This window comes from Hyphomicrobium sp. D-2 (assembly GCF_029872155.1).
In the GTDB taxonomy this organism is placed as follows: domain Bacteria; phylum Pseudomonadota; class Alphaproteobacteria; order Rhizobiales; family Hyphomicrobiaceae; genus Hyphomicrobium_A.
In genome coordinates, this window is record NZ_JARXLA010000004.1 from 155372 (window position 1) to 179308 (window position 23937).

General features: G+C 61.5%; 21 protein-coding genes and 2 pseudogenes. 15 read left to right on the forward strand and 8 right to left on the reverse strand.

Annotated elements, in window-relative coordinates:
• Positions 1-8: 8 nt before the first annotated feature.
• Positions 9-473, reverse strand: a pseudogene (locus QEZ49_RS17260) (hypothetical protein); the annotation flags it as partial.
• 241 nt (positions 474-714) lie between these two features.
• Between QEZ49_RS17260 and coxB the strand changes: the two are divergent.
• The 12 genes and pseudogenes from coxB to QEZ49_RS09310 all read left to right on the forward strand — a co-directional run bounded on the left by coxB (position 715) and on the right by QEZ49_RS09310 (position 16180).
• Complete coding sequence (gene coxB / locus QEZ49_RS09255) at positions 715-1608, forward strand: cytochrome c oxidase subunit II (protein WP_348534809.1); 894 nt, start codon at positions 715-717, stop codon at positions 1606-1608.
• 74 nt (positions 1609-1682) lie between these two features.
• A pseudogene (locus tag QEZ49_RS09260) lies at positions 1683-3305 on the forward strand (cytochrome c oxidase subunit 1).
• Positions 3306-3536: 231 nt separating this feature from the next.
• The gene (locus QEZ49_RS09265; RefSeq protein WP_280386552.1) at positions 3537-4460 is read left to right on the forward strand and encodes a heme o synthase; all 924 of its coding nucleotides are present in this window, start codon (positions 3537-3539) and stop codon (positions 4458-4460) included.
• A 23-nt stretch (positions 4461-4483) separates the two neighbouring features.
• On the forward strand, positions 4484-4636 hold the full coding sequence (locus QEZ49_RS09270) for a hypothetical protein (RefSeq protein WP_280386255.1): 153 nt from the start codon (positions 4484-4486) through the stop codon (positions 4634-4636).
• 29 nt (positions 4637-4665) lie between these two features.
• Positions 4666-5280, forward strand: a complete 615-nt coding sequence (locus QEZ49_RS09275; RefSeq protein ID WP_280386257.1) for a cytochrome c oxidase assembly protein — start codon at positions 4666-4668, stop codon at positions 5278-5280.
• A gap of 148 nt (positions 5281-5428) precedes the next feature.
• Complete coding sequence (locus QEZ49_RS09280) at positions 5429-6388, forward strand: cytochrome c oxidase subunit 3 (RefSeq protein WP_280386260.1); 960 nt, start codon at positions 5429-5431, stop codon at positions 6386-6388.
• A gap of 386 nt (positions 6389-6774) precedes the next feature.
• Complete coding sequence (locus tag QEZ49_RS09285; RefSeq protein ID WP_280386262.1) at positions 6775-7149, forward strand: DUF983 domain-containing protein; 375 nt, start codon at positions 6775-6777, stop codon at positions 7147-7149.
• Positions 7150-7484: 335 nt separating this feature from the next.
• Positions 7485-8249: an SURF1 family protein gene (locus QEZ49_RS09290; RefSeq protein ID WP_280386264.1), complete on the forward strand. Its 765-nt coding sequence runs from the start codon at positions 7485-7487 to the stop codon at positions 8247-8249.
• Between the two features lie 472 nt (positions 8250-8721).
• Entirely contained in the window at positions 8722-10128 is a 1407-nt protein-coding gene (thrC, locus tag QEZ49_RS09295; protein ID WP_280386266.1) for a threonine synthase, read from the forward strand.
• Positions 10128-11396: a pitrilysin family protein gene (locus QEZ49_RS09300; RefSeq protein ID WP_280386268.1), complete on the forward strand. Its 1269-nt coding sequence runs from the start codon at positions 10128-10130 to the stop codon at positions 11394-11396. Before thrC ends, QEZ49_RS09300 begins: the two co-directional genes overlap by 1 nt.
• 24 nt (positions 11397-11420) lie before the next feature.
• On the forward strand, positions 11421-12035 hold the full coding sequence (locus tag QEZ49_RS09305; RefSeq protein ID WP_280386270.1) for a GNAT family protein: 615 nt from the start codon (positions 11421-11423) through the stop codon (positions 12033-12035).
• On the forward strand, positions 12032-16180 hold the full coding sequence (locus tag QEZ49_RS09310) for an EAL domain-containing protein (RefSeq protein WP_280386272.1): 4149 nt from the start codon (positions 12032-12034) through the stop codon (positions 16178-16180). The genes QEZ49_RS09305 and QEZ49_RS09310 overlap by 4 nt, the downstream gene beginning before the upstream one ends.
• A 160-nt stretch (positions 16181-16340) precedes the next feature.
• On the opposite strand, the gene QEZ49_RS09315 is transcribed toward QEZ49_RS09310, so the two are convergent.
• Positions 16341-16955, reverse strand: coding sequence for a YqgE/AlgH family protein (locus QEZ49_RS09315; RefSeq protein WP_280386274.1), 615 nt, complete (start codon positions 16953-16955; stop codon positions 16341-16343).
• A 184-nt stretch (positions 16956-17139) separates the two neighbouring features.
• On the opposite strand from QEZ49_RS09315, the gene QEZ49_RS09320 reads away from it, so the two are divergent.
• Both QEZ49_RS09320 and QEZ49_RS09325 read left to right on the forward strand, forming a co-directional pair.
• Entirely contained in the window at positions 17140-17967 is an 828-nt protein-coding gene (locus QEZ49_RS09320) for a protein-disulfide reductase DsbD domain-containing protein (RefSeq protein WP_280386276.1), read from the forward strand.
• Between the two features lie 72 nt (positions 17968-18039).
• Complete coding sequence (locus QEZ49_RS09325) at positions 18040-18537, forward strand: peroxiredoxin (protein WP_280386278.1); 498 nt, start codon at positions 18040-18042, stop codon at positions 18535-18537.
• A gap of 88 nt (positions 18538-18625) precedes the next feature.
• Here QEZ49_RS09325 and rnhA read toward each other — a convergent pair whose 3' ends face one another.
• From rnhA to ispH, 3 genes are read right to left on the reverse strand one after another with little or no spacing between them, the layout of a single operon-like run.
• On the reverse strand, positions 18626-19093 hold the full coding sequence (gene rnhA / locus QEZ49_RS09330) for a ribonuclease HI (protein WP_280386280.1): 468 nt from the start codon (positions 19091-19093) through the stop codon (positions 18626-18628).
• Entirely contained in the window at positions 19090-20064 is a 975-nt protein-coding gene (locus tag QEZ49_RS09335; protein WP_280386282.1) for a homoserine kinase, read from the reverse strand. Before QEZ49_RS09335 ends, rnhA begins: the two co-directional genes overlap by 4 nt.
• Before the next feature lie 29 nt (positions 20065-20093).
• Entirely contained in the window at positions 20094-21101 is a 1008-nt protein-coding gene (gene ispH, locus QEZ49_RS09340; protein ID WP_280386284.1) for a 4-hydroxy-3-methylbut-2-enyl diphosphate reductase, read from the reverse strand.
• Positions 21102-21333: 232 nt separating this feature from the next.
• Here ispH and QEZ49_RS09345 point away from each other — a divergent pair, with 232 nt between their 5' ends.
• Positions 21334-21924, forward strand: a complete 591-nt coding sequence (locus QEZ49_RS09345) for a hypothetical protein (protein WP_280386286.1) — start codon at positions 21334-21336, stop codon at positions 21922-21924.
• Between the two features lie 616 nt (positions 21925-22540).
• Here QEZ49_RS09345 and QEZ49_RS09350 read toward each other — a convergent pair.
• From QEZ49_RS09350 to QEZ49_RS09360, 3 genes are read right to left on the reverse strand one after another with little or no spacing between them, the layout of a single operon-like run.
• Positions 22541-23038 carry a F0F1 ATP synthase subunit B gene (locus QEZ49_RS09350; RefSeq protein WP_280386288.1) on the reverse strand — a complete coding sequence of 166 codons (498 nt, stop codon included), beginning with the start codon at positions 23036-23038 and terminating at the stop codon, positions 22541-22543.
• A gap of 20 nt (positions 23039-23058) precedes the next feature.
• The gene (locus QEZ49_RS09355; RefSeq protein WP_280386290.1) at positions 23059-23598 is read right to left on the reverse strand and encodes a F0F1 ATP synthase subunit B'; all 540 of its coding nucleotides are present in this window, start codon (positions 23596-23598) and stop codon (positions 23059-23061) included.
• 35 nt (positions 23599-23633) lie between these two features.
• Positions 23634-23858 (reverse strand): F0F1 ATP synthase subunit C, encoded by a 225-nt coding sequence (locus tag QEZ49_RS09360; RefSeq protein ID WP_068464942.1) that lies wholly within the window; start codon positions 23856-23858, stop codon positions 23634-23636.
• Positions 23859-23937 lie beyond the last annotated feature (79 nt).

Consider the following 23937-nt stretch of genomic DNA (forward strand, 5'->3'; position numbering starts at 1 on the left):
ACGCGCGTGCCGTTGGAGAAAATCTGGAAGTAGACGGTGAGGCCGATGTTGTCCTTGTCCTCAGCGGTCACGCTTTGGACGAGCGCGCAGACTTCGCTCTTGGCCCCCGAGGGCGGATCCTTGCAGACGACCTGCCAGTCGCCGTGCTGCGCCTTGACGGTGCCCTCCTGGGCCGAGGCGGACGATGAAATCAGACACGCCGCGCTGACCCAGATCAACGTGCATAGGAACCTGATCATACCATGCGCGGTTGTGCTTGATGCGCTGCGGTATGAGGCGCGATCAAGCGGCTTGAAATTTTGCACACGGTTCTCCTGAGGCTTCACGGCGGTGACACTCGGCTTTGCTGAGGTGGTGTGCCCGGAATCGGGCCAAATTTTGGATTGATGGGCACTGATTTTGCTGCGTAGCGGAATGGCGATTTGTTGTCTCGCAACGCGTAGAAATGACGCATAAAGCTTGACTTGAGGCATGGAAGTCGATTGTGCTCTTAGTAAACGAGGGGACGAGTCTTCTACGCTGAGACTTTATGTCCCCCAACACGGGTGTCACAGGGCAGCTGACCTAGCTCAGCGACTGTTTTGGGGAAAGACTCGGCCAGAGAGCCGAGCAGTACTTTTGGGGAGCGGACGCATGTGGAGACGACTGCTTTGCTCGGCGCCAGCCGCAGCATTGGCAATGCTATGGCTCGGGGCTTCAGTCGCGTGGGCCGGGATGGGGCAGCCGTCACCGGGTGAAATGGGTTTGCAGACCCCAGCCTCGCCGGTTGCCGAGAGTATTCACAGCTTCCACGATCTGGTGAACGCGATCATCATCGCGGTTACGGTTTTCGTGCTGCTGCTCATGCTCTACGTGATGTACCGCTTCAACGCGCGGGCTAATCCGACCCCGTCGAAGGTTACGCATCACACGCTGCTTGAGGTTGCCTGGACGGTTATTCCGATCCTCATCCTCGTGGCGATTGCCATTCCTTCGTTCCGCTTGCTGCACTTCCAGTACAGCTATCCGAAGGCCGATGTGACGCTGAAGGCCACGGGCTATCAGTGGTACTGGGAGCATTCCTATCCCGAGCTCGGGCTGTCGTTTGAAACCCGCATGCTCGATGACGCTGCCCGCGAGGAGCAGATTGCTGCAGGACACGACGCACCGCGTCTGCTGGCCGTGGACAATGAGGTCGTTGTTCCCGTCAATAAGGTGGTGAACGTGCTCATCACGGCCGCACCCGATGGCGTCATTCACAACTGGACGATCCCGTCCTTCGGCTCAAAGGTCGATGCTGTACCTGGCCGCGTGACGACGACCTGGTTCAAGCCCCTCTATGAAGGTGTTTTCTACGGTCAGTGCTCGGAGCTTTGCGGTAAGGACCATGCGTTCATGCCGATCGCCGTTCGTGTGGTGAAGGAGGAGATCTACACTTCCTGGGCCGACACGATGAAGGAAGCAAACGAGGTGGCGAAGTCCGCTCGCTCCGAGAAGGACAAGGACCGCCGCCGTGAACTTCTGCAGCAACGCAACGAGCTGCTGGAGAAAGCCAAGGGAATGGTGCGTCAGGCCTCGGGTCCGCAAACGGATGTCCGTCAGGTCGCCGCCGCCACTCCAGCGAAGTGATCGTTCCGGTTTAACCGCATCACTTCCGGCATTCGTCCGGCAACAAGAACACCGACTTACAAGGCAAACGCACCATGGGAAGCACAACAACAACGGCACATGACAGCCACGACGACCACACGCCGACGGGGTGGAGACGCTGGCTGCTATCTACTAACCACAAGGACATCGGTTCGATGTACCTTGCGTTCTCGATCTTTGCTGGCCTGATCGGCGGCGCGCTTTCGGTCGCAATGCGACTGGAACTGCAAGAGCCGGGCATGCAGTATTTCGTCGACGGACACGCCTACAACACGTTTGTCACCGCCCACGGTCTCATCATGGTGTTCCCTGCGGTGATGCCTGCGATGATCGGCGGCTTCGGCAACTGGCTTGTTCCGTTGATGATTGGTGCGCCGGACATGGCGTTCCCGCGCATGAACAACATTTCGTTCTGGCTGCTGCCCGCCGCGTTCGCGCTGCTGCTGCTGTCAATGTTTGTTGAAGGACCGCCCGGTGGCATGGGTGCGGGCACGGGCTGGACTGCCTATGCGCCGCTTTCCACCTCCGGCCATCCTGGCCCGGCAATGGACTTCGCGATCCTTGCGCTGCACGCCGCGGGTGCCTCGTCGATCCTCGGCGCCATCAACTTCATCACCACCATCTTCAACATGCGCGCTCCTGGCATGACGATGCACAAGATGCCGCTGTTCGCATGGTCGGTGCTGGTTACCGCGTTCCTGCTGCCGCTGTCGCTGCCGGTTCTGGCCGGTGCCATCACGATGCTGCTGACGGACCGCAACTTCGGCACTGCGTTCTTCAACCCGCAGGGTGGTGGCGATCCGCTGCTCTACCAGCATCTGTTCTGGTTCTTCGGTCACCCTGAAGTCTACATCATGATCTTGCCGGGCTTCGGCATGGTCAGCCACATCGTGTCCGCGTTCTCGCGCAAACCGATCTTCGGTTACCTCGGCATGGCCTACGCCATGGTTGCCATCGGTCTCGTCGGCTTCATCGTGTGGGCGCACCACATGTACGCGGCCGGTATCTCGGTGAACACACAGGCTTACTTCGTGTTCGCGACGATGGTGATCGCGGTTCCGACCGGTGTGATCTGCTCTGGATCGCCAATGAGCGGCCCATCAACTTCCGTACCCCCATGCTGTGGTCGCTGGGCTTCATCTTCCTGTTCACCGTTGGTGGTGTTACGGGCGTGATGCTATCGGGAACGCCGGCGTCGACCGCTGCACTGCACGACACCTACTACGTGGTTGCGACACTTCCATTACGTGCATGTCGCTGGGTGCCGTGTTCTCGCTGTTCGCTGGCTGGTACTACTGGTTCCCGAAGATGTCGGGCCTGACGTGCCAACGAGACCATCGGGCAAGCTGCACTTTCCGGCTCACCTTCATCGGCGCCAACATTCTCTTCTTCCCGCAGCACTTCGCCCGGACTGTCGGGCATGCCCCCGCCGTTACGTCGACTATCCGGATGCCTTCGCATTCTGGAACGGCGTTTCGTCGGCCGGTGCCTACATCACAAGCATCGGTACCCTCGTATTCATCCTTGGTGTGCTGCAGGCCTTCATGGCTCGCAAGCAGGCTGCGGGCAATCCGTGGGGTCCGGGTGCAACGACGCTGGAATGGACGCTTTCTTCGCCGCCTCCGTTCCATTGCTTCGAGACGCTGCCGCGCATCAAGGCATCTGATCCGCACTAACACGCGATCGATGTTTCGCGACTGGATCGGGTGTGTGCCCCGTCCCCACGCTCAAAACCGCACAGTGACCCTGGTCACTGTGCGGCCCTCGGGAGGAACCTGCAGGCGGCTGTGCGGTGCGGAAAGAAGCACCGGAAGACCCGGCAGAACGAGAAAAACAATCAGGCTGTGCACGACCTCAAACAATGGGGCGGAAGCATAAGTCGATGGGGTGGAGTGAACATGCAAGGAATGCGCGCGCGAGCCGACCTTGGGCATGCTGGCCCGGTATCCGGCTCAAATGTTGGCGATTTTATCCAGCTTCTTAAGCCGCGGGTGATGTCGCTTGTTGTGTTCACGGCTCTTACTGGAATGGTCGCGGCGCCGGGATCGCTGCACCCGGTGCTGGGAATTATCGCGCTTGTCGCGATCGCAATCGGTGCCGGTGCGGCCGGTGCGTTGAACATGTGGTACGACGCCGACATCGACGCGCACATGGCGCGCACGGCGGCCAGACCGATCCCGCGCGGACGCGTTACGGCCGATGAGGCGCTGAGCTTTGGCACCGTGCTGTCAGTGTTTTCCATCCTGACGCTCGGCGTGCTGGTGAACTGGACCGCTGGCCTTCTGCTCGCGATCACCATCGGCTTTTACATGTTCATTTATACGATGTGGCTGAAGCGCTCGACGCCGCAGAACATCGTTATTGGCGGCGCCGCGGGCTCGTTCCCTCCAATGATCGGCTGGGCCGCTGTCACCGGAAGCGTCAGCATCGAAAGCGTGTTGATGTTCCTCATCATCTTCATGTGGACGCCGCCGCATTTCTGGGCTCTGGCGCTTTATCGCTGCCGTGATTACGAGCGCGTCGGCGTGCCGATGCTGCCGGTTGTGCATGGCCCGCAGGAAACCCGGCGTCAGATCTGGCTTTACTCGCTGCTGCTGGTGCCGCTGGCTGTTTCGCCTGCGCTGATCGGCCTTGCCGGTGTGGTTTACGGCGTAACCTCTGTGGTGCTCGGAGGCATCTTCCTCTGGCTGGCCTGGCGGGTACGTACGATCACTGAAGGACGTGAAGCAGATGCGGCCGCCCGCAAGCTGTTTGCCTTCTCAATTCTGTATCTTTTCCTGCTGTTCGCCGTCATGCTCGTCGAGCACGCGGTAACGCGTTTGATGGCATAACGAAAATGGCAGCAGGATTGACAATGACTGACCCGAATGAGGAGGAGCGCGAGCGTCAGAAGCGGCAGCGTATGCGTTCGCTGGCGATCGCGTTTGCCCTTATTGCGCTCGTGGCGCTGTTCTATGCGGCAACAATCGTCCGCTTGGGCGGCAACGTTTTCAACCGGCCAATGTAACGCAACGCAAGCGCAGGGCACCAATAGGAATGGATGAGATCAACGCACAGCAGCAAGGGAAGCGCCCAACCGGACGGCGCGACGGTGCTGTCGCGTTGATCTGCGGTGCCATTGTGGTTGGCATGATCGGGGCTTCGTTCGCCGCGGTTCCGCTCTATCGGCTCTATTGTCAGGTGACCGGTTACGGCGGCACGACGCAACGGGCTGAAACGCTTCCCACCAAGGTGCTGGACCGCATCGTTCGCGTGCACTTCGATGCCAATGTCGCCAAGGATTTGCCGTGGACGTTTGAGCCCGCGCAGCCGTGGATGGATGTGAAGGTGGGCGAAAACAACCTCGCCTTCTATCGCGCCACCAACACGTCGGATCGCGCCACCACAGGCACTTCGATTTACAACGTCACGCCGGACAGCGTGGGGCGTCACTTCAGCAAGGTGCAGTGCTTCTGCTTCAACGAACAGCGTCTGGAGCCGGGGCAGTCGATCGACATGCCGGTGTCGTTCTTTGTCGATCCGGAGTTCGTCAGCGACGAGGAGACCGGCCACCTGTCGGAACTCACGCTGTCGTACACGTTCTATCCGGTGACAGCGCCAAGCAAGATCGGCGGGCAGGCAGGCATCGCCACGGAGGGACGCGGCGGATGAAAACCTGAACGCTGGAACGGGACACACAGAATAACAGCCGCGGATCCTACGACCGATCCTTACGGACGGCGGCAAGGTTTCACCCTGGGGGCGGAACCACACGATAAATGGATCGGGAGTACCATCGGGGACTACGGGAGAAACAACAATGGCCGCGTCGCACGCGAAACAACACGATTATCACCTTGTAAATCCTAGCCCATGGCCGCTGACGTCATCGATCGCGGCGTTTGTGCTGATGTTCGGCGCTATCGTATGGATGCGCTCGCAGGACGGCGGCGCCGGTATTTTCGGCGTCACAGGACCGTGGGTGTTCTGGCTTGGCTTCCTTGGCGTTGTTGCTAGCGCCACTGCCTGGTGGCGCGATGTCATTCGCGAGGGCAATGAGGGCGAGCACACGCCGGTTGTGCAGCTTCATTTCCGTTACGGCATGATCCTGTTCATCGCCTCGGAAGTGATGTTCTTTGTGGCTTGGTTCTGGGCCTATTTCGATGTCGCCCTGTTCCCCAAGTCGGTGCACGATCTTCTGAACACGACTGACCTTGTCGGGCAGATTTCGCGCGATCAGCTTGTAGGTGGTCAGTGGCCGCCGGTTCCTGTTGAGGGCACTGGCGTGACGGTTCCCGCAACCGGTGCCGCAACGCCGGGCGTGTTCCAGCATACGTTTGATCCGTGGGGCATTCCGCTGCTCAACACGCTGATCCTGCTGGCATCGGGCGTCACTGTTACCTGGGCTCACCACGCCATGCTCAAGAATGATCGCCGCGGCATCATTCTCGGCCTGCTGCTTTCGGTGCTGCTGGGCATGATCTTCACGTTCTTCCAGTGGTATGAATATCAGCATGCCGCGTTCAGCTTCGCCGGTCATATCTATGGCGCGACGTTCTTCATGGCGACCGGCTTCCACGGTTTCCACGTTATCGTCGGCACCATCTTCCTACTGGTGTGTCTGATCCGTGCAATGCGTGGTGCCTTCACGCCCAAGGCACACTTCGGCTTCGAAGCTGCCGCCTGGTACTGGCACTTCGTTGACGTGGTCTGGTTGTTCCTGTTCGCCTCCATCTATGTGTGGGGCGCGGGTCCTAACGCCGGTGGCGTAGGACACTGACGCGGATGACGCGTTCAGCTGGATGCAGTTCCGTCTGAGCGTCGAGTGGATACCAAGCAGGGCGGCCCATGTTGGAGCCGCCCTGTACTGTTTCAGGGGCTGTTGCCGGAGAAATGGCGCATTGCGCGTGGCTCTGTGCACCATATCGAAATGGTCTCCTGAAAGAGTGCTGCAGGTGTTTGCGGTGAGTGGTTGCCCGCCACATTCGTGCTTCCGGAAAAGTGGGCACTGGTTTTTCGATATGAAGCACGAAGGAAAGCCAGCGCTTCCGGAAAAGTGCGTGCTCAGCGGGTGGCTAGAGCCACTTCCTGACTCTATAAAAATACAGCGCAACCGTCCGTGGCCGTTCAGCACGGCCTGCAGGTTTGGCGCACAGGAGGCATGCGATGGATACAGCGCCCAAATCCGTTTCACCGGTTTACGCGGCGATCACAGCGCGGTGTCCCCGCTGCGGAAAGGGGCCGCTGTTCAAGAACGTGCTTGAACTGCGCGATGCCTGCAACCACTGCGGCCTGAACTACCGCTTCATTGATACCGGCGACGGTCCTGCCGTGTTCGGCATATTTATTCTTGGCTTTCTGGTGTGCGGCGCCGCGCTCTATGTGGAATTCACGTTCGAGCCGCCGACGTGGGTGCATTTCCTTTTGTGGGGCATCGGAACGCCGCTGATCGCTCTGGGGCTGTTGCGCTTCCTGAAAGCGCTGCTCATCACCTTGCAATATCGCAATCGCGCTGAAGAGGGCCGGCTCGCGGACGAATAGCGGAACGGGGGAAACGTCGGCGGCGAGACGTTGGGCCTAGGCTTGAGGGGTTAGACTTCGGGGATTAGGCTTGGAGCTTGGCCTGGGCCGCTCGTGACAAGTGGCAGAAGATCATCAGCGCCGTAATGGCTGCGGATGTGACGCGTTGAGCGCGGAGCAGGCTTCCTATCGCCAGTGAAACAGCAGCTGCATGGCGCAAATGGGGGATGCCGATTAACGGGCCGCCGTATAGCGCGGTTGACCGCTTCCGGCTGAAAGGTGCATTTGCTGGCCGGTTGCAGGCGGCTGGGATCGAATAGGTCCGGCCGGGCGGAACGGCCGGGAGTGTCTGATTGATGATAGCCATCATACGAAAACGGGGTTTGCTCTGGCCGACGCTTGCAACGCTTGCTGGTCTTGCCCTGCTGATTTCGCTGGGCAACTGGCAGATGCGTCGGCTGGCGTGGAAGCAGCACCTCACGGAAAACATTACCGAGCGCGTGCACCGCGATCCGTTGCCGGTGGAAGCTGTCGATGCCGCTGCGGCGCGGGGCGATGACATCGAATACACGCGCGTGTCTGCCCAGGGGCAGTGGCTGCATGACCGCGAGATGCATCTTTATGCGCTGGATGCGAGCTACGGGCCGGGCTTTTATATCATCACGCCGCTGAAGCTGGCTGATGGCAGCGTGCTGCTGGTCAATCGCGGCTTCGTTCCGAATGAACTGAAGGATGCGGGTCGGCGCGCTGAGGGGCTGGTAGCGGGCGACGTGCGCGTGGTTGGTCTCGTGCGCGGACCTGAGGCGCATGGCGCCTTTGTGCCGCCAAACGAACTGAAGCGAAATATCTGGTACTGGCGCGACATCGCCGCCATGGGGGCCGAAGCTGCAGGTGGCACTGACGGTGGCGCTGCGCAGGTCCATGCCTTCTTTGTCGATGCCGAGAAGGACCCGGTGCCGCCCGGAGGATGGCCGATAGGTGGGACGACGCGGCTGGAGCTGCCCAATCGCCACCTGGAGTATGCGCTGACCTGGTACGGACTGGCCGCGACGCTCGTCGGGGTATTCGCCGCTTTTGCCGTGGCGCGATGGCGGCGCAAGGGCGCCGATGCGAACACGTGAGAGCGGCCGCCCTGTGCCCTGACCGGGGTCGGGGTCCGGCATCATCCAACCGCTGCGAATCGGTGGGCAGGCGAGGCGGGCGTCCGTTTGAAGCTGTTATGTGCGGACGTGGCGGTGCGGCATTCTGTCGGTCGTGCTGTGCGCGGTCCTGTGCCCCCGCCTACGCACAGCGATCGCCAGCGTCCATTTCGCGCTTGAATAGACGCCATCCCGAACGGAGCGGGCTTCTGGCCCGGCCGGTGCCAGGCCCTTTGGGTTAACCGGAAATCGGCTGTGCGGCAGGCGCTTCGGGTTGCCACGTTCGCTTGTAGGCACGTGTTACGGGCTCTAAAGTACGGCGCAAATTCAGGGCACCGGTTTCCGACAAGAAAAGTACGGTCAAACGAAAAGATTAGGGGCGTTCTGCCAGTCCGCGCGGAAAGCGGAACACCCTATGCGGCTGCCATCTGCTTCGCACGGAGAACGACGCGCTTTGAACTACATCTCGACCCGGGGTGAAGCGCCCCTGCTGGGCTTTGAAGACGTTGTGCTGGCGGGACTGGCCCGCGATGGTGGGCTGTATGTGCCGGAAACGTGGCCGACGCTCTCACCTGAAAAGATCGCGTCGTTTGCCGGGATGCCGTTTGCCGATGTGGCGGCTGAGGTCATCGCGCCATTCACCGGCGGCGCCATCACCCGCGACGAACTGCGCGCCATGGCGGCCGATGCCTATTCCGGCTTTGGCCATTCCGCTGTGACGCCGCTTGTGCAGGTCGGCCCCAACCGTTTCGTGCTGGAGCTGTTCCACGGTCCGACGCTTGCGTTCAAGGATGTGGCGATGCAACTGCTCGCCCGCCTGATGGAGCGCGTGCTGGCTGCGCGTGGACAACGCGCCACCATTGTCGGCGCGACCTCGGGCGATACCGGCGGCGCGGCGATTGAGGCTTTCCGTGGCTCGCCCCATGTCGACGTGGCGATCCTGTTCCCGGAAGGGCGCGTGTCGGATGTGCAGCGGCGCATGATGACGACGCCAACGGAAGGCAACGTTCACGCCATTTCCGTGCGCGGCAACTTCGATGACTGTCAGTCGCTCGTGAAGGCGATGTTCAACGATCACGGCTTCCGTGACCGCATTTCGCTGGCGGGCGTCAACTCGATCAACTGGGCGCGCATCGCGGCGCAGGTGACATATTATTTCGTGGCGGGCGCCGCGCTGGGCGCGCCGTTCCGTCCGGTTTCGTTCGTCGTGCCGACCGGCAATTTCGGCGATATCTTCGCCGGCTATGTCGCCAAGCGCATGGGCCTGCCGATCGAGAAGCTGGTTATCGCCTCGAACGTCAACGACATTCTGCCCCGCACGCTGGAAACCGGCGCTTATCAGATGCGCGGCGTCGTCGCGACGTCATCGCCATCAATGGACATTCAGATTTCGTCGAACTTCGAGCGCTACCTGTTCGAAGCATCGGGCCGCGACGCCCCGTTCATCCGCGCCAAGATGAGCGCGCTGCGTGAAACCGGCGGCTTCGACCTCGGTCCGGTGAAAGACGCGATGCGGCGCGAGTTCGGCGCGTCGGCGGCCAGCGAGCAGGATGTGGCGGAAGCCATCATGCGCACGCGGGCAGCAACCGGCTATGTCGCCGATCCGCATACGGCGTGCGCGATTGTTGCCGCTGAGCGAGTTCTGGGTGAGGGCGGTGCGCCGCAAATCGTGCTTTCCACCGCGCATCCGGCTAAGTTCCCCGATGCGATGGAGGACATCACCGGCGAACGGCCGGGGCTGCCGGCGCGGCTCTCGACCTTGATGACCGACAAGGAGCGCTTCACCACCATCGACAACGACATTGCCGCTGCGGAGGCTCATGTGGAGGCGCTGACGCGCGCAGCTGCGGAGCGCACCTGATGCCGGTTGAAATCACGACGCTGTCGAACGGCCTGCGGGTTGTGACCGATACCATGCCCCGGCTTGAGACGGTTTCGCTCGGGCTATGGGTCGGCACGGGGGCGCGCCACGAAAGCGAGCGCGAGCACGGCATCTCGCATTTCCTTGAGCATATGGCGTTCAAGGGCACGGCCACCCGCACGGCGCAGCAGATCGCGGAAGAGATCGAGGCGGTGGGCGGCGATCTCAACGCGGCCACCAGCATGGAGACGACCGCCTATTACGCGCGCGTGCTGAAGGGCGATGAGAAAGTCGCGCTGGGTATCATCGCCGACATCCTGCGCAATTCCGAGTTTGGCCGGCCGGAGCTGGAAGGCGAGCGGCAGGTCATTCTGCAGGAAATTGCTGCGACGCGGGATAGCCCGGACGATATGGGCTACGACCTCCTGCACGATGCGGCATTCCCGGATCAGTCGGTGGGCCGGCCCATTCTCGGCACGCCGGAAAGCGTCGGCCGATTTACGTCAGGGGATCTGCGGCGCTTTTTGGGGCGGCGCTACGGCCCTGCCAACATGGTGATCGGAGCGGCGGGCGCTGTCCGCCACGGAAATCTGGTTCGCCACGTTGAAGCCCTATTCGGAGACTTTGCTGACAAGAAGCGAACAACCGGGGAACGGAAGGCCAAATATGTTGGTGGCGTTCGTTTTTCCGAGAAATCCTTTGAGCAAAGCCATCTTCTGATCGGGTTTCCCAGTCCATCCTATCGGGACGAATCATTTTTTGCGGCTCAGGTGTTCTCGGGCCTGTTCGGTGGGGGCATGTCGTCCCGTCTGTTTCAGGAGGTGCGTGAAAAGCGCGGGCTTTGTTATGCAATCTACTCCTCGGCCTGGAGTTTGAGTGACACCGGACTGTTTGCGGTTCATGCGGCGACGGGCACGGGATTGATGACACAGCTCATCGACGTCGTGGGAGCCGAGTTCAAGCGTGCAGCGGAGCAGGCGCCGACAACAGCGGAGCTGGAGCGCTCCAAGGCACAGCTCAAGGCTGGGCTGTTGATGAGCCTGGAGAGTTCTTCGGCCCGCGCCGAGCAGGTGGCCCGCAACGTGATGATGCACGATCGTGTGCTCACCAACCGGGAGCTGATGGATAAGGTTGACGCCGTAACCGCGGAGGAAACGCGGGCGTTTGCAGCTAAGCTGCTGTCGAACAGGGCGTCGGTTTCGCTTGTTGGAAGTGGGAAGCGCTCGCGCAAATACGCCGAGCTTGCGGCTGCTACGGTCGGCACGTAGCGCCTGTTAAGGGGGACACAGCCGATGGCATTCCTGCGATCCAGCAGCATTCCGGACGTCAGCATCGCGCTGCGCGGTCGCGGTGTGTGGCTGCGAGCGCCGGTCATGGCTGATTATGTTGCGTGGGCGGAGCTGCGCGCCGTCAGTCGCGATCACCTGACCCCGTGGGAGCCCCTCTGGCAGCGCGATGAGCTGTCCCGCAGCGCCTTCCGTCGCCGCGTGCGCTACTACCAGCGCGAGGCGCGGGAAGACATGGGCTATGCCTTCCTTATTTTCTCTGAAGACGATGATGAGTTGATCGGCGGCTTGACCATGTCGAATGTGCGTCGCGGTGTGACGCAGTCGGCTGTGTTGGGCTACTGGATGGGAAAGCCGTTTGCCGGTCGCGGTTACATGACTGAAGCGGTGCGCGCGGTTGTGAACTTCGGCTTCGAGACGCTGCACCTGCACCGGCTGGAAGCTGCGACGATGCCGCACAATATCGCTTCCATCCGCGTGCTCGAACATAACGGCTTCCGACGTGAAGGCTTTGCGCGGGGCCTGTTGAGAATAAACGGCGCTTGGGAAGATCACGTTCTGCATGCTCTCCTGTGTGATGAAGTCCCCCGTGATGTGGGCTTGGAGGCGCAGCTGGAATGAACGATCACTGCGGCAACCCTATCGGACATCAAAGCGCGTTCGCGAGCGGCACCCGATCGGGCGTCGCTGGCTGGCTGATGTTCGTTGCCGCGATTCTGGTGCTGCTTGCCTCGCTGTCGGGCCGCGCGCTGGCGCTTGGGCCCATCGCGATCGATCCTGAGCAGGACCGGCTGGAACTGACCACGCTGGGCGAGTTCTATGATGCACGCGGCGACAGTCTGCAGGTTGAAACGGCACCGGCTGCCGACGGCATGTCGGGGCGTATGTCCGTTTCGGCGCGCACACCGGGCACCAGCCCGAACTGGGTTGTGTTCGCGCTCACCAATCCGACCGACAAGCCGATCGAGCGCTGGCTAACGGCGGCGCGGTATAACATCGTCGGCTCAGGCGCGGTGTGGCCCGACCTGGACGCCAAGCGCATCGAGGCGGTAACGCCGTCGATGGGTTTCATTCCCGAGCGCATCAAGTCCGACCGCGCTGACATCTTCCGCATCACCATCGAGCCGGGGCAGACCGTTACTTATGTGGTGGAGCTGGCGGCAGATCGTTTTGCCCGCATCTATCTCTGGAAGCCGTTTGAATACGAGCTTTATTCGCGCGATCGCCAATTGATGAACGGCATCATGCTGGGTCTGACCGGCTTGCTGGCCATCTTCCTCACGGCGATCTTTGCCGCCAACCACAAGGCTATCTTCCCGAGCGCCGCGCTCGTTGCCTGGTGCGTGCTGGCATATCTGTGCGTCGACTTCGGCTTCTTCCATAAACTGTTCCAGCTCAAACCCGAGGACAACGCCGTCTATCGAGCGGCGAGCGAGGCGGCTGTCGCGGCCAGCCTCGTCGTTTTCATATCGGTGTTTTTGCGCATCGCGTTCTGGCATGGCCTGATACGTATGCTGTTCACGGTGTGGATCATCGCTCAGCTCACGCTGGTGGCCGTGGCGATCATTGATCCGCGTCTCGCCTCGACGTTTGCGCGCATGTCGTTCCTGGTCATTGGCGGCGTTGGCGGCGCGTTCGCGCTGTTCCTTGCCGTTCGCGGACAGGATCGCGCGCTGTCGCTTATCCCGACGTGGATCCTGTTCCTGATCTGGATCTTCGGCGCCTCAATGGTGCTGACGGGCCGCATTTCCGGCGATGCCGCTGTGCAAGGCCTCGTGGCCGGTCTGGTGCTGATCCTCATTCTCATCGGCTTTACGGTGACGCAGTTTGCGTTCCGCTCGCTGGAGCCGCTGTTCGGCACCACGCCGAGCGAATTGCAGTTGCGTGCACTTGCTGTCGATGGCGCCGGTTCTGCGGTGTGGGAATGGAGCGCACGGCGGGATGAAGTGAAGGTCAGCCCCGCCATTGAGGCATCGCTGGGCCTCAATCCAGGCGAGCTGTGCACTAAGGTCGATGACTTTATAAAACATCTGCATCCGACGGATCGGGAGCGTTTCCGCACCATTCTGTGGTCGGTGCAGGAGCGCACCTGGGCGCGCATCCGCACCGATTTCCGCATGCGCCACACCGACAACAGCTATCGCTGGTTCGAGCTTGAAGCGGCGAGCGTTCCCAATGCGGACGCCCGGGCCATGCGCTGTGTCGGCCTTGTGCGTGACGTCACCGATGCCAAGCGCGCGCATGAGCGGCTGTTGCACGATGCCGTGCACGATAGCCTGACCGGCCTGCCTAATCGCGAGCTGCTGCTTGACCGGTTGGGTGTAGCCATCACGCGCACGAAAACCGAGATCGGCGTGCGGCCCAGCGTGATGGTCGTCGACATCGACAAGTTCAAGAGCGTCAACGTTTCGTTTGGCTTGGTTGTCGGCGACAGCCTGCTGCTGACCATCGCGCGGCGTCTGCAAAGCCATCTCGGCCCGCATGATACGCTGGCGCGCGTCGGCGGCGATCAGTTCGCCATTCTGATGATCGCGGGTCAAAGCCCGCAGGATATGGCCGGCCTTGCGGAGCGTGTGCGGCGTTCGCTGCGTGCGCCGATCAAGATCGCCGGACAGGAAATCGTGTTGACCGGCTCAATCGGCATCGCGGTTTATGATGGCGCGACGCCTTCGCACCTCGACCTTTATAAAGAGGCTGAGATCGCGATGCACCGCGCCAAGCGTGGCGGCGCCGACCGGATCGAGATCTTCCGCCCCGATATGCGATCGGATCGAGATGATCGCGTTGCGCTGGAAAATGATCTGCGCAAGGCGCTGGCGAAGAACCAGATCAAGATTCTGTATCAGCCGATCATCTACCTGCCGACCGAGGAACTTGCCGGGTTCGAGGCGATGATCCGCTGGGAGCATCCCAAGCGCGGTTTGCTTGCGCCGGAGGATTTCATCCCGGCTGCGGAAGAATCCGACCTGATCGTGCGTCTGGGTTCGCACGTGTTGCTGCGCGCGGCGCAGGATGCTGCGCGTTGGCAGCGTGAACTGCCGCGCGATGAACGCCCGCTTTTCGTCTCGGTGAACATTTGCAGCAGCCACATCTTCCAGCAGAATCTGATCCAGGAAATCCGCCACATCCTGGGCCGTAACATCGTGCCGAAGGGTTCGCTGCGGCTTGAGATCTCCGAGAGCCTGGTGATGGAGAATCCGGAGCGGGCTACGGAAATTCTGGAATGGCTGCGCGGCGCGGGTGCCGGTTTGGCGCTGGATGAGTTCGGCACCGGCTATTCTTCGCTGGCCTATCTGCAGCGCTTCCCGTTCGACACCATCAAGGTTGATCGTGCGCTTGTGCAGGCGGGCGGTGACAGCGGCAGCGCGGGTTCTGCCCTCGTGCGCTCAATCGTGGCGCTGGGGCACGAACTGGGCAAAAGCGTTGTCGCTGAGGGCGTGGAAACATCCGAGGATGTCGCATTCCTGCGGTCCATCAGCTGCCAGTACGCGCAGGGCTTTTACTACGGCGAGCCGATGGCAGATCGCGATGTGCAGCAGCTTTTGAAAATGGTGCGCACCGCCGAGCACAAGCTGCGTCCGCGTGGCCTGTTCCGCAACAAGGTGAAATCGAAGTCGCGCAACAAGGGCCAGTCTGGCGCTGATGAAGCGCAGACCGATGCTGCTACCGGCAATGCGGTTGTCGCCAATGGCGCCACGCCGCCGCCAAGATCGGGCAACAACGGTACGTTGGCAGCGGCGATGCAGGCGGCAGGCAATGCATCGGGTGGTCCGTTGCGCTCGCGCATCCGCACGCAGCCTCCAGGCGGAGGAAACGGCGCGGGCCCCGCAGGGCGCGGTGTACGTCCGCCACCTCCAGCACCGGTGCCGCTGACAAACGCCGATATCTCAGCCGCAATGGCGGAACTCGTTGCATCATCTGCGGGCGGAGCGTTGGCTACGTCCAGTGCTGCGATCCCACCGGGCGTGATGCCAAACGGCGGTGGTGTGCCGCCGCGATCAGCGCCGAATGCTCCCGGCGGCATCGCCCCCGACAACGCTCATCCATCGCAGCAACCGGTTCTGCGTGGCGGGCATGATCTTGCTTCGCCGCCTGGACCGGGCGCATCGCAGACGCGCAGGGACGGCATGCATGCGCCGGCCGCTCCGTCACCTGCACCGATGCCCATGCAGCCGATGAACCAGGATGGAATTGCGCATGGCGTTGGGTTCGCCTCGGCGCCTCAGGCAATGACCAACGGCGGACGTCCCGTCGAGCACCAGCAGGAGCCGGTTAAGCGGCCGGACTTCACGCCACCGCCCGCGCGCTCGCCAACGCCAATGACCGAAGCCAGCGCATCACCGTTCGATGCGTTCGTTGATCCGCCGCTGGTGCATGGCGCTGCGCCGTCGTTTGCGCCGCCTGCGTCCGGTGCGCAGATGGAGCCACCGCAGCGTCAAGCCGGTGGCGCTGAAGGCAATCATGCGCAGCATCAGCAGAACGGCCAGATGCCTCCCCAGCATGGCAATGAACCGATGCCAGTGGGTGTGACGCATCCGGCACCCGCACCCGCTCCGGGCAATGCGCCTGCATTTGCACAGCCGTCACAGAATGCACCGGCAGATGCACCTGCGCGCCGGACACCACCTGATTTTGCAAGCTTGCCGCCAACGATGGCCGCAAGCCTCGCCAAGCTCGCGGGCGTGCCGTGGCCGCCGCGTGAGGAAGATGAGCGCGAGCTGGCCGATCACGCGGCAGGCGGCAGACTGCCACCGCGCCAGAGCTGATTGCTGGACGCGCACTGCAGGCAAGCCGCGCGCGCGGCTCTTCCCTGATCGATTGGCTGCAAGCGATACTTGGGCGGTGTTTACATCGCGAACAGGGGGCGTGGGGCGAATTCCGTCGCCCGTGTCGCCCCGTGAGTCGCAGTGTGTTCGCCTGCTCGCCTCAGGCGTGTCCGGCGTCGCTGACCAGATGTGATGGATCTACGCCCAGCTTCGCCAGTGCGCGCACATACTTCGTTTCGAGATTTGGATCGAAGATGATGTCGGGATCGGCGGGGCAGCTTAACCAGCCATTAGCCTGGATCTCGCTTTCGAGCTGACCCGGTGACCAGCCGGCATAGCCGAGCGCAAGAATGGCCCGATCAGGCCCTTCGCCAGCTGCGATGGCTTTCAGAATATCGACGGTAGCTGTCAGGCACACGCCGTCCTCAATCGTAAGTGTGGAATCGTCGGCGAAGTAGTCATCACTGTGCAGCACGAATCCGCGACCGGTTTCGACCGGACCACCAACCTGGATCGTCATGTTGTTGATTTCGCCGATACCGTCGTCGTCGGTGTCAGCTTCCAGTATGCCCAAACGCTCAAGAAGGTCGGGGAAGGAAATGTGCGATGCGCGTTGATTGATGATCAGACCCATGGCGCCCTCTGCGGAATGGGCGCACAGATAGATGACAGAGCGCGCAAAACGCGGGTCTGACATTACCGGCATGGCAATCAGAAGCTGGCCATCAAGATAACCATCTTCCAAGTCCCAGTTCGTATCGTGATCTATGCTCATGTCCCGACATTACCGTGATCGCCGCGCGGCTGTGAAGCGGGCAAATTCCCTCCCGGTTCAATCCAGTGCCGGAAGCCCTTATATGGCAGGTGTTTAGGCTGAGTTGTAAGCTGGCCACATGAATGGGCTGTTACAACGCGAAGCAACGCCATTGCCCGACGTTATTGCTGAGGAACACACAGCCATGCGTAGCAAACGGAATTTTCTGCAAAGTGCATTTGTCTGCGTAGCTGTATTTTCAGCGGCGACGGCCAGCGCGGAGGTCGCCTCTGACTGGGTCGATGGCCACTACTCGCGCACGCGTCTGATTGGCAGCGGCGGTTTGGTCGGTGTTGAGCTGGAACTGCCTGCGGGCTGGAAAACCTATTGGCGATATCCGGGCGAAGCAGGCGGCGTGGCGCCATCGTTTGACTGGTCGAAATCATCGAACCTTGAAAGTGCCGAGGTGCTTTATCCGGCTCCGCAGCGGATGTCAGACGCCGGTGGCGAGACCATTGGATACAAGGGCAGCGTCACGTTTCCGGTGCGGCTGAAGGCTGAGGATCCGGCCAAGCCCATCGATGTCCGGCTCGGGTTGGAATATGGCGTATGCAAGGACATCTGCATTCCCGCCGAAGCCGAACTTGCACTGTCATTGCCGGCGAACAGCGATGCTGAAACAAGCGAGCCGTTGATTGCCGCGATGGCGCGCATTCCCGCAACGCCTGAGGCCCGGCGCGAGAATGATCCGCTCATCAAGCGGGTGACGCCGGAGCTGGGCGGCGATAAACCGCGCATCGTGATTGAAGCGCAAATTCCCGGCGGCACCGATGGCGTTGATGCGTTTGTGGATGCGCCGGGTGGGTTTTACGTTCCGTTGCCAAAGCAGTTGGCAGCCAGCCCCGATGGAAAGGTTACGTTTGAAGTCGACTTGTCCAAGGATGTCGACGTCGCCGATTTCAAGGGCAAGCCGCTGACCGCAACGGTGGTGTCCGGCAGCGGGCAATCTCAGATGACGTTTTCATTGGAATAGAGCGTCCGGGCGGCGCATCGAAAAGCGCAAGCGCCGTGACGTGGTGCAACAAATCTAGGAGGAGACAAACCAATGGCAATCAAAGTCGGCGACAAACTGCCGGATGCAAGCTTTGTGGTGATGACGAGCGACGGCCCCGCTGAGCGTTCAACCAGCGATGTGTTCGCTGGCAAGAAGGTGGCGCTGTTCGCCATCCCTGGCGCCTACACGCCGACGTGCCAGAACCAGCACGTGCCTGGCTTTGTCGATCGCGCCGAAGAACTGGCGGGCAAAGGCATCGACACCATTGCCTGCACGGCGGTGAACGACGTGTTCGTGCTGTCCCACTTCGCCAAGGACACCGGGGCTGAAGGCAAGATCGTGATGCTGGCCGATGGCAACGGCGATTTCGCCAAGGCGATCGGGCTTGATCTTGATCTCACCAGTCGCGGTTTCGGTGTGCGTTCGTCGCGCTATGCGATGCTGGTGGAAGACGGTGTCGTGAAGGTGCTCAACGTCGAGGACATTCCTCCGCAGCATGACAAGTCGAGCGCGGCGACGCTGTGCTCCATGATCGATCGTTCGCTGTAACGGCGCCAACGCACGACGACCTGCGAACATGCAAAAGGGAGCTCAATGCTCACCTTTTTTGTGTTCCGGTGTGATCGGGCGGCGCGCATCACTCAGCGCGGCTGCGCTTGCCGGGTTTGAAATCTTCCATGCCGAGGCGTGCAAGTTCGTCAGCGCGCTCGTTCATCGGGTCTCCAGCATGGCCCTTGACCCAACGCCAATCAATTTCGTGAATGCGGCGCGCTTCATCCAGTCGCTGCCACAGATCGGCGTTCTTCACCGGCTTCTTGTCGGCGGTGCGCCAGCCGTTGCGCTTCCAGCCGTGTATCCAAGCGGTGATGCCGTTCTTCACGTATGCGCTGTCGGTGTGCAGTTCCACCTGGCTGGGACGCTTCAGCGCCTCCAACGAGGAAATTGCCGCCATCAGCTCCATGCGGTTGTTGGTGGTCTCCGCTTCGCCGCCGAAGATTTCCTTGCTCGTTTCGCCGTAGGTGAGGATAGCGCCCCAGCCGCCGGGGCCGGGATTACCGGAGCACGCGCCGTCCGTGTAGATAACGACAGGCTTTGGATCGCTCATGGTGCGGTGTCTCCAAGCCCATATTCTGCGATCGAGCTGACGCCCTGATGGAAGCGCAGTTTGCGGACATACTCCAACGGGTTCTTCGGGCTCACAAGCGCGTCTTTCGGCGTGTTCAGCCAGTCATAGGCGCGCGTTAGCAGAAAGCGCGTTGCAGCACCGCGCGCCAGCGTCGGCATGGCGGCGCGCTCGGCGTCGGTGAGCGGGCGTACGCTTTCGTACCCACGCAGCAGGGCGCGCCCCTTGGTGATGTTGAAAGCGCCGTCCTTCTCAAAGCACCAGGCGTTAAGACACACGGCGATGTCGTAAGCCAGCGCATCATTGCAGGCGAAATAGAAGTCGATGAGGCCGCTCAGCTCATCGCCGATGAAGAACACGTTGTCGGGAAACAGGTCGGCGTGGATGACGCCTTCAGGCAGATCCTGCGGCCAGTTTGCTTCCAGATAATCGAGCTCGCCTTCAATCAGCGGCGCAAGATCCGGCACGATGCCGTTCGCATCCGGCGCGAACTTGTCATACAGCGGCCGCCATCCATTTAGCCCAAGTGCATTGGCGCGCCGGATCGCGAAGCCTTCGCCGCCGCGGTGCATTTCCGCCAGCGCACGACCGACATGCCCGCAGTGCGCCGCTGTTGGCTGGCGCACCCAGAAGCCTTCGAGGAATGTCACAAGCGCTGCGGGGCGGCCGGAAAGCTGGCTCAGGTTATGGCCGTCGGCATTGCGCACCGGCGTCGGGCAGGTGACGCCGTTCTCCGCCAGATGCTCCATCAGGCCGAGATAGAACGGCAGATCCGAAACCTCGACGCGCTTTTCGTAGATCGTCAGGATGAACGGGCCTTTCGAGGTGTGCACGATGTAATTCGTGTTCTCGACGCCCTCCGCGATGCCCTTGAAGGATAGCAGCTCGCCCAGGCCATAGCTGGCAATGAAGCTGGCCAGCTCTGCGTCGCTGACTTCCGTGTAAACAGCCATTTTTATCTTTCGAAGATCGGTGGCGAAGATCAGGTGGCAGCGGGCGCCGGGCGCAATTCACGCGGTACGTTGAAGGCGATGTTCTCGACCGCTGTGGTCACGGTTTCGACGGTGACATCGTACCGGGAGCGGAACGCATCGACGACTTCCTCGACGAGTTGCTCGGGCGCTGAAGCACCGGCAGTTATACCGATCGCCGACAAAGCTTCCAGCTTTGCCCATGGGATATCCGCTGCGCGTTCGATCAGAAACGCCGATTGGCAGCCCGCACGCTCGGCCACTTCCACCAGCCGCAGCGAGATGGAGCTCTTGGGACTGCCGACCACCAGCAGGCTGTCGATCTTGTGTGCGATGGACTTCACCGCCGCCTGGCGGTTGGTGGTGGCATAGCAGATGTCTTCCTTGGCCGGGGCTGCAATGGCGGGAAAACGGCGGCGCAGCACAGCGGCGATGGCGGCGGTGTCGTCGACCGAGAGCGTGGTCTGGGTCACGAATGCCAGCTTGGTCTCATCGCGCGGCTGGAAGGCTTCAGCATCTTCGGTGGTTTCGATCAGTGTCACCGCTCCCGGCGGGAGCTGCCCCATCGTGCCTACAACCTCGGGATGGCCAGCGTGACCGATGAGCAGAATCTGCAAACCGTCAGCGTGTAGGCGCGCGGCTTCGATGTGAACCTTGAACACCAGCGGGCAGGTGGCATCGAGCACGAACATGTTGCGCGACTTGGCTGCGGCGGGCACCGACTTGGCCACCCCGTGTGCTGAAAAGATCACGGGTTGATCGGTCTCTGGAATGTCGGTCAGCTCTTCCACAAAAACGGCGCCTTTGGCCCGCAGGGAATCGACGACAAATCGGTTGTGTACGATCTCGTGACGAACGTAGACGGGCGCGCCGTATTTGGCCAAAGCCAATTCTACGATTTGAATGGCCCTGTCGACGCCGGCGCAAAAGCCGCGCGGGGCCGCCAGATAGACAGTCAAGGGCGGTCGCTGATCCAGCGGCTGGGACGGGGGCGCTGACGATGGTGATGCGGCAGACATTGCTTTCTCTGTCTATCCCGAAGCAACTTGGCGCAATGCGCTTGGTCCGGTTCGGTTAGGGGTGGTAGTATTGGTAGACAATAATACAGGAAGCCTCCACCGCTGGCCTAGGGCTTTGGCCCACTGCGGATCTGAAGGGGCCAACAATGGGTCAATCCGGGGCACGATGAGGCTAGCCGTATTTAACGCTGCGCGCACGGGGGTGTGTGCGTCTCTGCTGGCACTCGGTGCTATGTCGCTGGCTGGGTGCGGCATATCTTCCATCACGTCCGGACTTGGTGGCGGCATGTTCGGCGGCGGTTCTTCCTCGCAGACGACCGGCGCCACCGGTGTAAGCGAAGAACAGCTACTTTCCGCCGCCAAATCCGATGGCGGCAGCGGCTCTGCCGTAGGAGAGGTTGCGCACGGTTGTCCGCGTCTGAGCATATCGCCCCACGGCGGGCACCTGACCATCTACGAGGACGGCCGCGCCGGTGATGGCCTTGCGATCATGCACCGCGGTGAAATCACCAAGACCGCACGTGAATGCCACATCGAGCCCGGTCGGGTAACGGTGCGCTACGGTTTCTCCGGCCGTGTGCTGCTCGGCCCGCGCGGCCATGCCGGCAACGTGCGTCTGCCGATCAACGTCGTCGTGACCGACGCCAAGCGCGCGCGCATCAGCGGCGATCCCGTTAGCGTCGATGCGAGCGTCGCGGTCGACAATCCGATCGGCTATTTCTCGACAGTGCGCTCGGTCACTTTCGATATTCCGGAAGGCACGCGCCCGGGCGAATATGAAGTGTTCGTCGGCTTCGACCAGAACGCCCAGGGCGCGGGCTAATAGCGCATTTGCAGAACCTGGGCCGCTAAGGCTGCGCATGCCCTTATGCAGCGCAGCTATGCGCAGGGCGGCCTGATGTCCCGGAGCATCACGCGTTGGCGCTGAGCTCCCGACTGGAAAAGGAGCGCTTCAGCCATATCGCAAGATGCGCACTGAGCCTTCGCTGTTTGCTCTGAAAGCCGCATCCCGCTTGTGTGTGGTGAGTCAAAAACGGCAGCCTGCGTTGGCAGCGCCGATGTTCTCAGATTTTTGGGCGGCATCCGTCCAAGGACAGCGATGGCTTTTCTCTGCTGACAGTCACCGCCGATGGTCGTCGAAGAGCGGAGCATAACGCCCTTCACGCTATGTGATCAGGTTAGCTGGTGCCGGTGTCGTCGCCCTCGAAGGTCTGCCAGCGCCCCAAGCTTTCCTTGAAGGCTTCCCTGCCCGCTGGGCGCACACTGATGCGCGTTCCACTCAACTTGGAAGCGGGCATGGCAGCGAGACCGACCGACTCTTGTGTGAGGCCGCTTCTACGAACGAAACGCAAAACAAAAACGCCCCGGACGGTGAGGTCCGAGGCGTTTGAATTTGTGTAGCGACTGTACGGATGAACGGGGTGAACCCTCATCAACCGTTAGTTCAGCTTGCCACCCAGATCCTTGATCCCTGCTTCGATCAGGCCGGATGCGGTGGTTGCCGCAGAGGCTTTCGATTTCAGGATTTTCTCAGCGGCTGAAATAGCGTTTTCAACCGCGGACGAGCGCACATCGGCGATAGCCTGAGCTTCCGCCCGGGCGATCTTCTCTTCGGCAGACTTGGTGCGACGTTCAACCGATTCGGTCAGAGCCTCACGGGTTTGCGCCGTCAGCGCCTCCGCTTCACGCTTGGCCTGCTCGAGGATTTCCTTGGCCTCGTTCTCGGCTTCGCGGCTCTTGCGCTGATAGTCGGCCAGCAACGCCTGTGCTTCGTCACGCAGGCGGCGGGCTTCGTCCAGCTCGTTCCGAATAGCATCGGCGCGCTGGTCCAGCGTTTTCCCGATGATGGCCGGGACCTTGTAGTACAGCACCAGAGCGATGAACCCGAAGAACGAGATCATCACCCAGAAGGTCGGATCGGCTAAATCGAAATGCATCGGCGTCCTCACTAGGCTGCTTACTGCAGCGCGTTCTTGACCTCGGCGGGGCTTACGTCCTCGCCGAGAAGCTTGCCGACGACTGCGGTCGCGGTTTCAGCGGCGATATCATCGACGCTGGCCAATGCCTTGGATTTGGTGGCGGCGATGCGCGCCTCCGCTTCCGAGATCTCGGCAGCCAGTTCGCTCTCGACCCGGTTCCGCTCGGCTTCGGTGTCGGCCGCGAGACGATCGCGGACGTCCTTGGCCATCGAAGAAGCCTTCTGACGGGCATCGGCCAGCGCCTTTTCATAGGCGGCAAGCGCGCTGTCCGTCTCGCCCTTGAAGCGTTCGGCTGCGTCGAGATCACGTTGAACGCGATCACGACGCTCCTCAAGCACTTCACCGATGCGCGGCAGCGTTGAGCGCGACAGGATCAGGTAAAGGATGACGAAGCTGACCGCGAGCCAGAAAAGCTGCGGGGCAAAGTTCGCCGGGTTGAGCTGTGGCAACCCGCTTGACCCCTCCCCGTGCGCAGCCGCTGCGGCGGCTACGACGAGAGCTGAGACAGCTGCGATCATGCTATCCTCCTAAGCGCGTGTTGGTCCGTTGCCGATTAGGCGAACAGGATCATCAGCGCGATCAGCAGGCCGAACAGGCCGGTCGCTTCGCAGAGAGCGAAGCCGATCAGCAGGTTGGTGAACTGACCGGGAGCGGCGGACGGATTGCGCAGAGCGCCAGAGAGGTAGTTGGCAAAGATGTTGCCGATGCCGATACCAGCGCCGATGAGCGCGAAGCAGGCGAGGCCGGCACCGATGAACTTAGCTGCCTGAGGATCCATGGTCGTAGTCTCCATAAGGGTTTTTTGCTGGGATCAGGTACGATGAAGTCCGGCCCGGGCGTACCCGTTGACCGGACTT

Coding starts and splice junctions, on each gene's coding strand:
- QEZ49_RS09345 (WP_280386286.1), top strand. CDS start 21,334: ATGTCGCTGGCTGGGTGCGGCATATCTTCCATCACGTCCGGACTTGGT.
- QEZ49_RS09290 (WP_280386264.1), top strand. CDS start 7,485: ATGATAGCCATCATACGAAAACGGGGTTTGCTCTGGCCGACGCTTGCA.
- QEZ49_RS09285 (WP_280386262.1), top strand. CDS start 6,775: ATGGATACAGCGCCCAAATCCGTTTCACCGGTTTACGCGGCGATCACA.
- QEZ49_RS09325 (WP_280386278.1), top strand. CDS start 18,040: ATGGCAATCAAAGTCGGCGACAAACTGCCGGATGCAAGCTTTGTGGTG.
- QEZ49_RS09350 (WP_280386288.1), bottom strand. CDS start 23,038: ATGCATTTCGATTTAGCCGATCCGACCTTCTGGGTGATGATCTCGTTC.
- QEZ49_RS09280 (WP_280386260.1), top strand. CDS start 5,429: ATGGCCGCGTCGCACGCGAAACAACACGATTATCACCTTGTAAATCCT.
- QEZ49_RS09310 (WP_280386272.1), top strand. CDS start 12,032: ATGAACGATCACTGCGGCAACCCTATCGGACATCAAAGCGCGTTCGCG.
- rnhA (WP_280386280.1), bottom strand. CDS start 19,093: ATGAGCGATCCAAAGCCTGTCGTTATCTACACGGACGGCGCGTGCTCC.
- ispH (WP_280386284.1), bottom strand. CDS start 21,101: ATGTCTGCCGCATCACCATCGTCAGCGCCCCCGTCCCAGCCGCTGGAT.
- QEZ49_RS09265 (WP_280386552.1), top strand. CDS start 3,537: ATGCGCGCGCGAGCCGACCTTGGGCATGCTGGCCCGGTATCCGGCTCA.
- QEZ49_RS09320 (WP_280386276.1), top strand. CDS start 17,140: ATGCGTAGCAAACGGAATTTTCTGCAAAGTGCATTTGTCTGCGTAGCT.
- QEZ49_RS09315 (WP_280386274.1), bottom strand. CDS start 16,955: ATGAGCATAGATCACGATACGAACTGGGACTTGGAAGATGGTTATCTT.
- QEZ49_RS09275 (WP_280386257.1), top strand. CDS start 4,666: ATGGATGAGATCAACGCACAGCAGCAAGGGAAGCGCCCAACCGGACGG.
- QEZ49_RS09355 (WP_280386290.1), bottom strand. CDS start 23,598: ATGATCGCAGCTGTCTCAGCTCTCGTCGTAGCCGCCGCAGCGGCTGCG.
- QEZ49_RS09360 (WP_068464942.1), bottom strand. CDS start 23,858: ATGGATCCTCAGGCAGCTAAGTTCATCGGTGCCGGCCTCGCCTGCTTC.
- QEZ49_RS09300 (WP_280386268.1), top strand. CDS start 10,128: ATGCCGGTTGAAATCACGACGCTGTCGAACGGCCTGCGGGTTGTGACC.
- QEZ49_RS09335 (WP_280386282.1), bottom strand. CDS start 20,064: ATGGCTGTTTACACGGAAGTCAGCGACGCAGAGCTGGCCAGCTTCATT.
- coxB (WP_348534809.1), top strand. CDS start 715: ATGGGGCAGCCGTCACCGGGTGAAATGGGTTTGCAGACCCCAGCCTCG.
- QEZ49_RS09270 (WP_280386255.1), top strand. CDS start 4,484: ATGACTGACCCGAATGAGGAGGAGCGCGAGCGTCAGAAGCGGCAGCGT.
- QEZ49_RS09305 (WP_280386270.1), top strand. CDS start 11,421: ATGGCATTCCTGCGATCCAGCAGCATTCCGGACGTCAGCATCGCGCTG.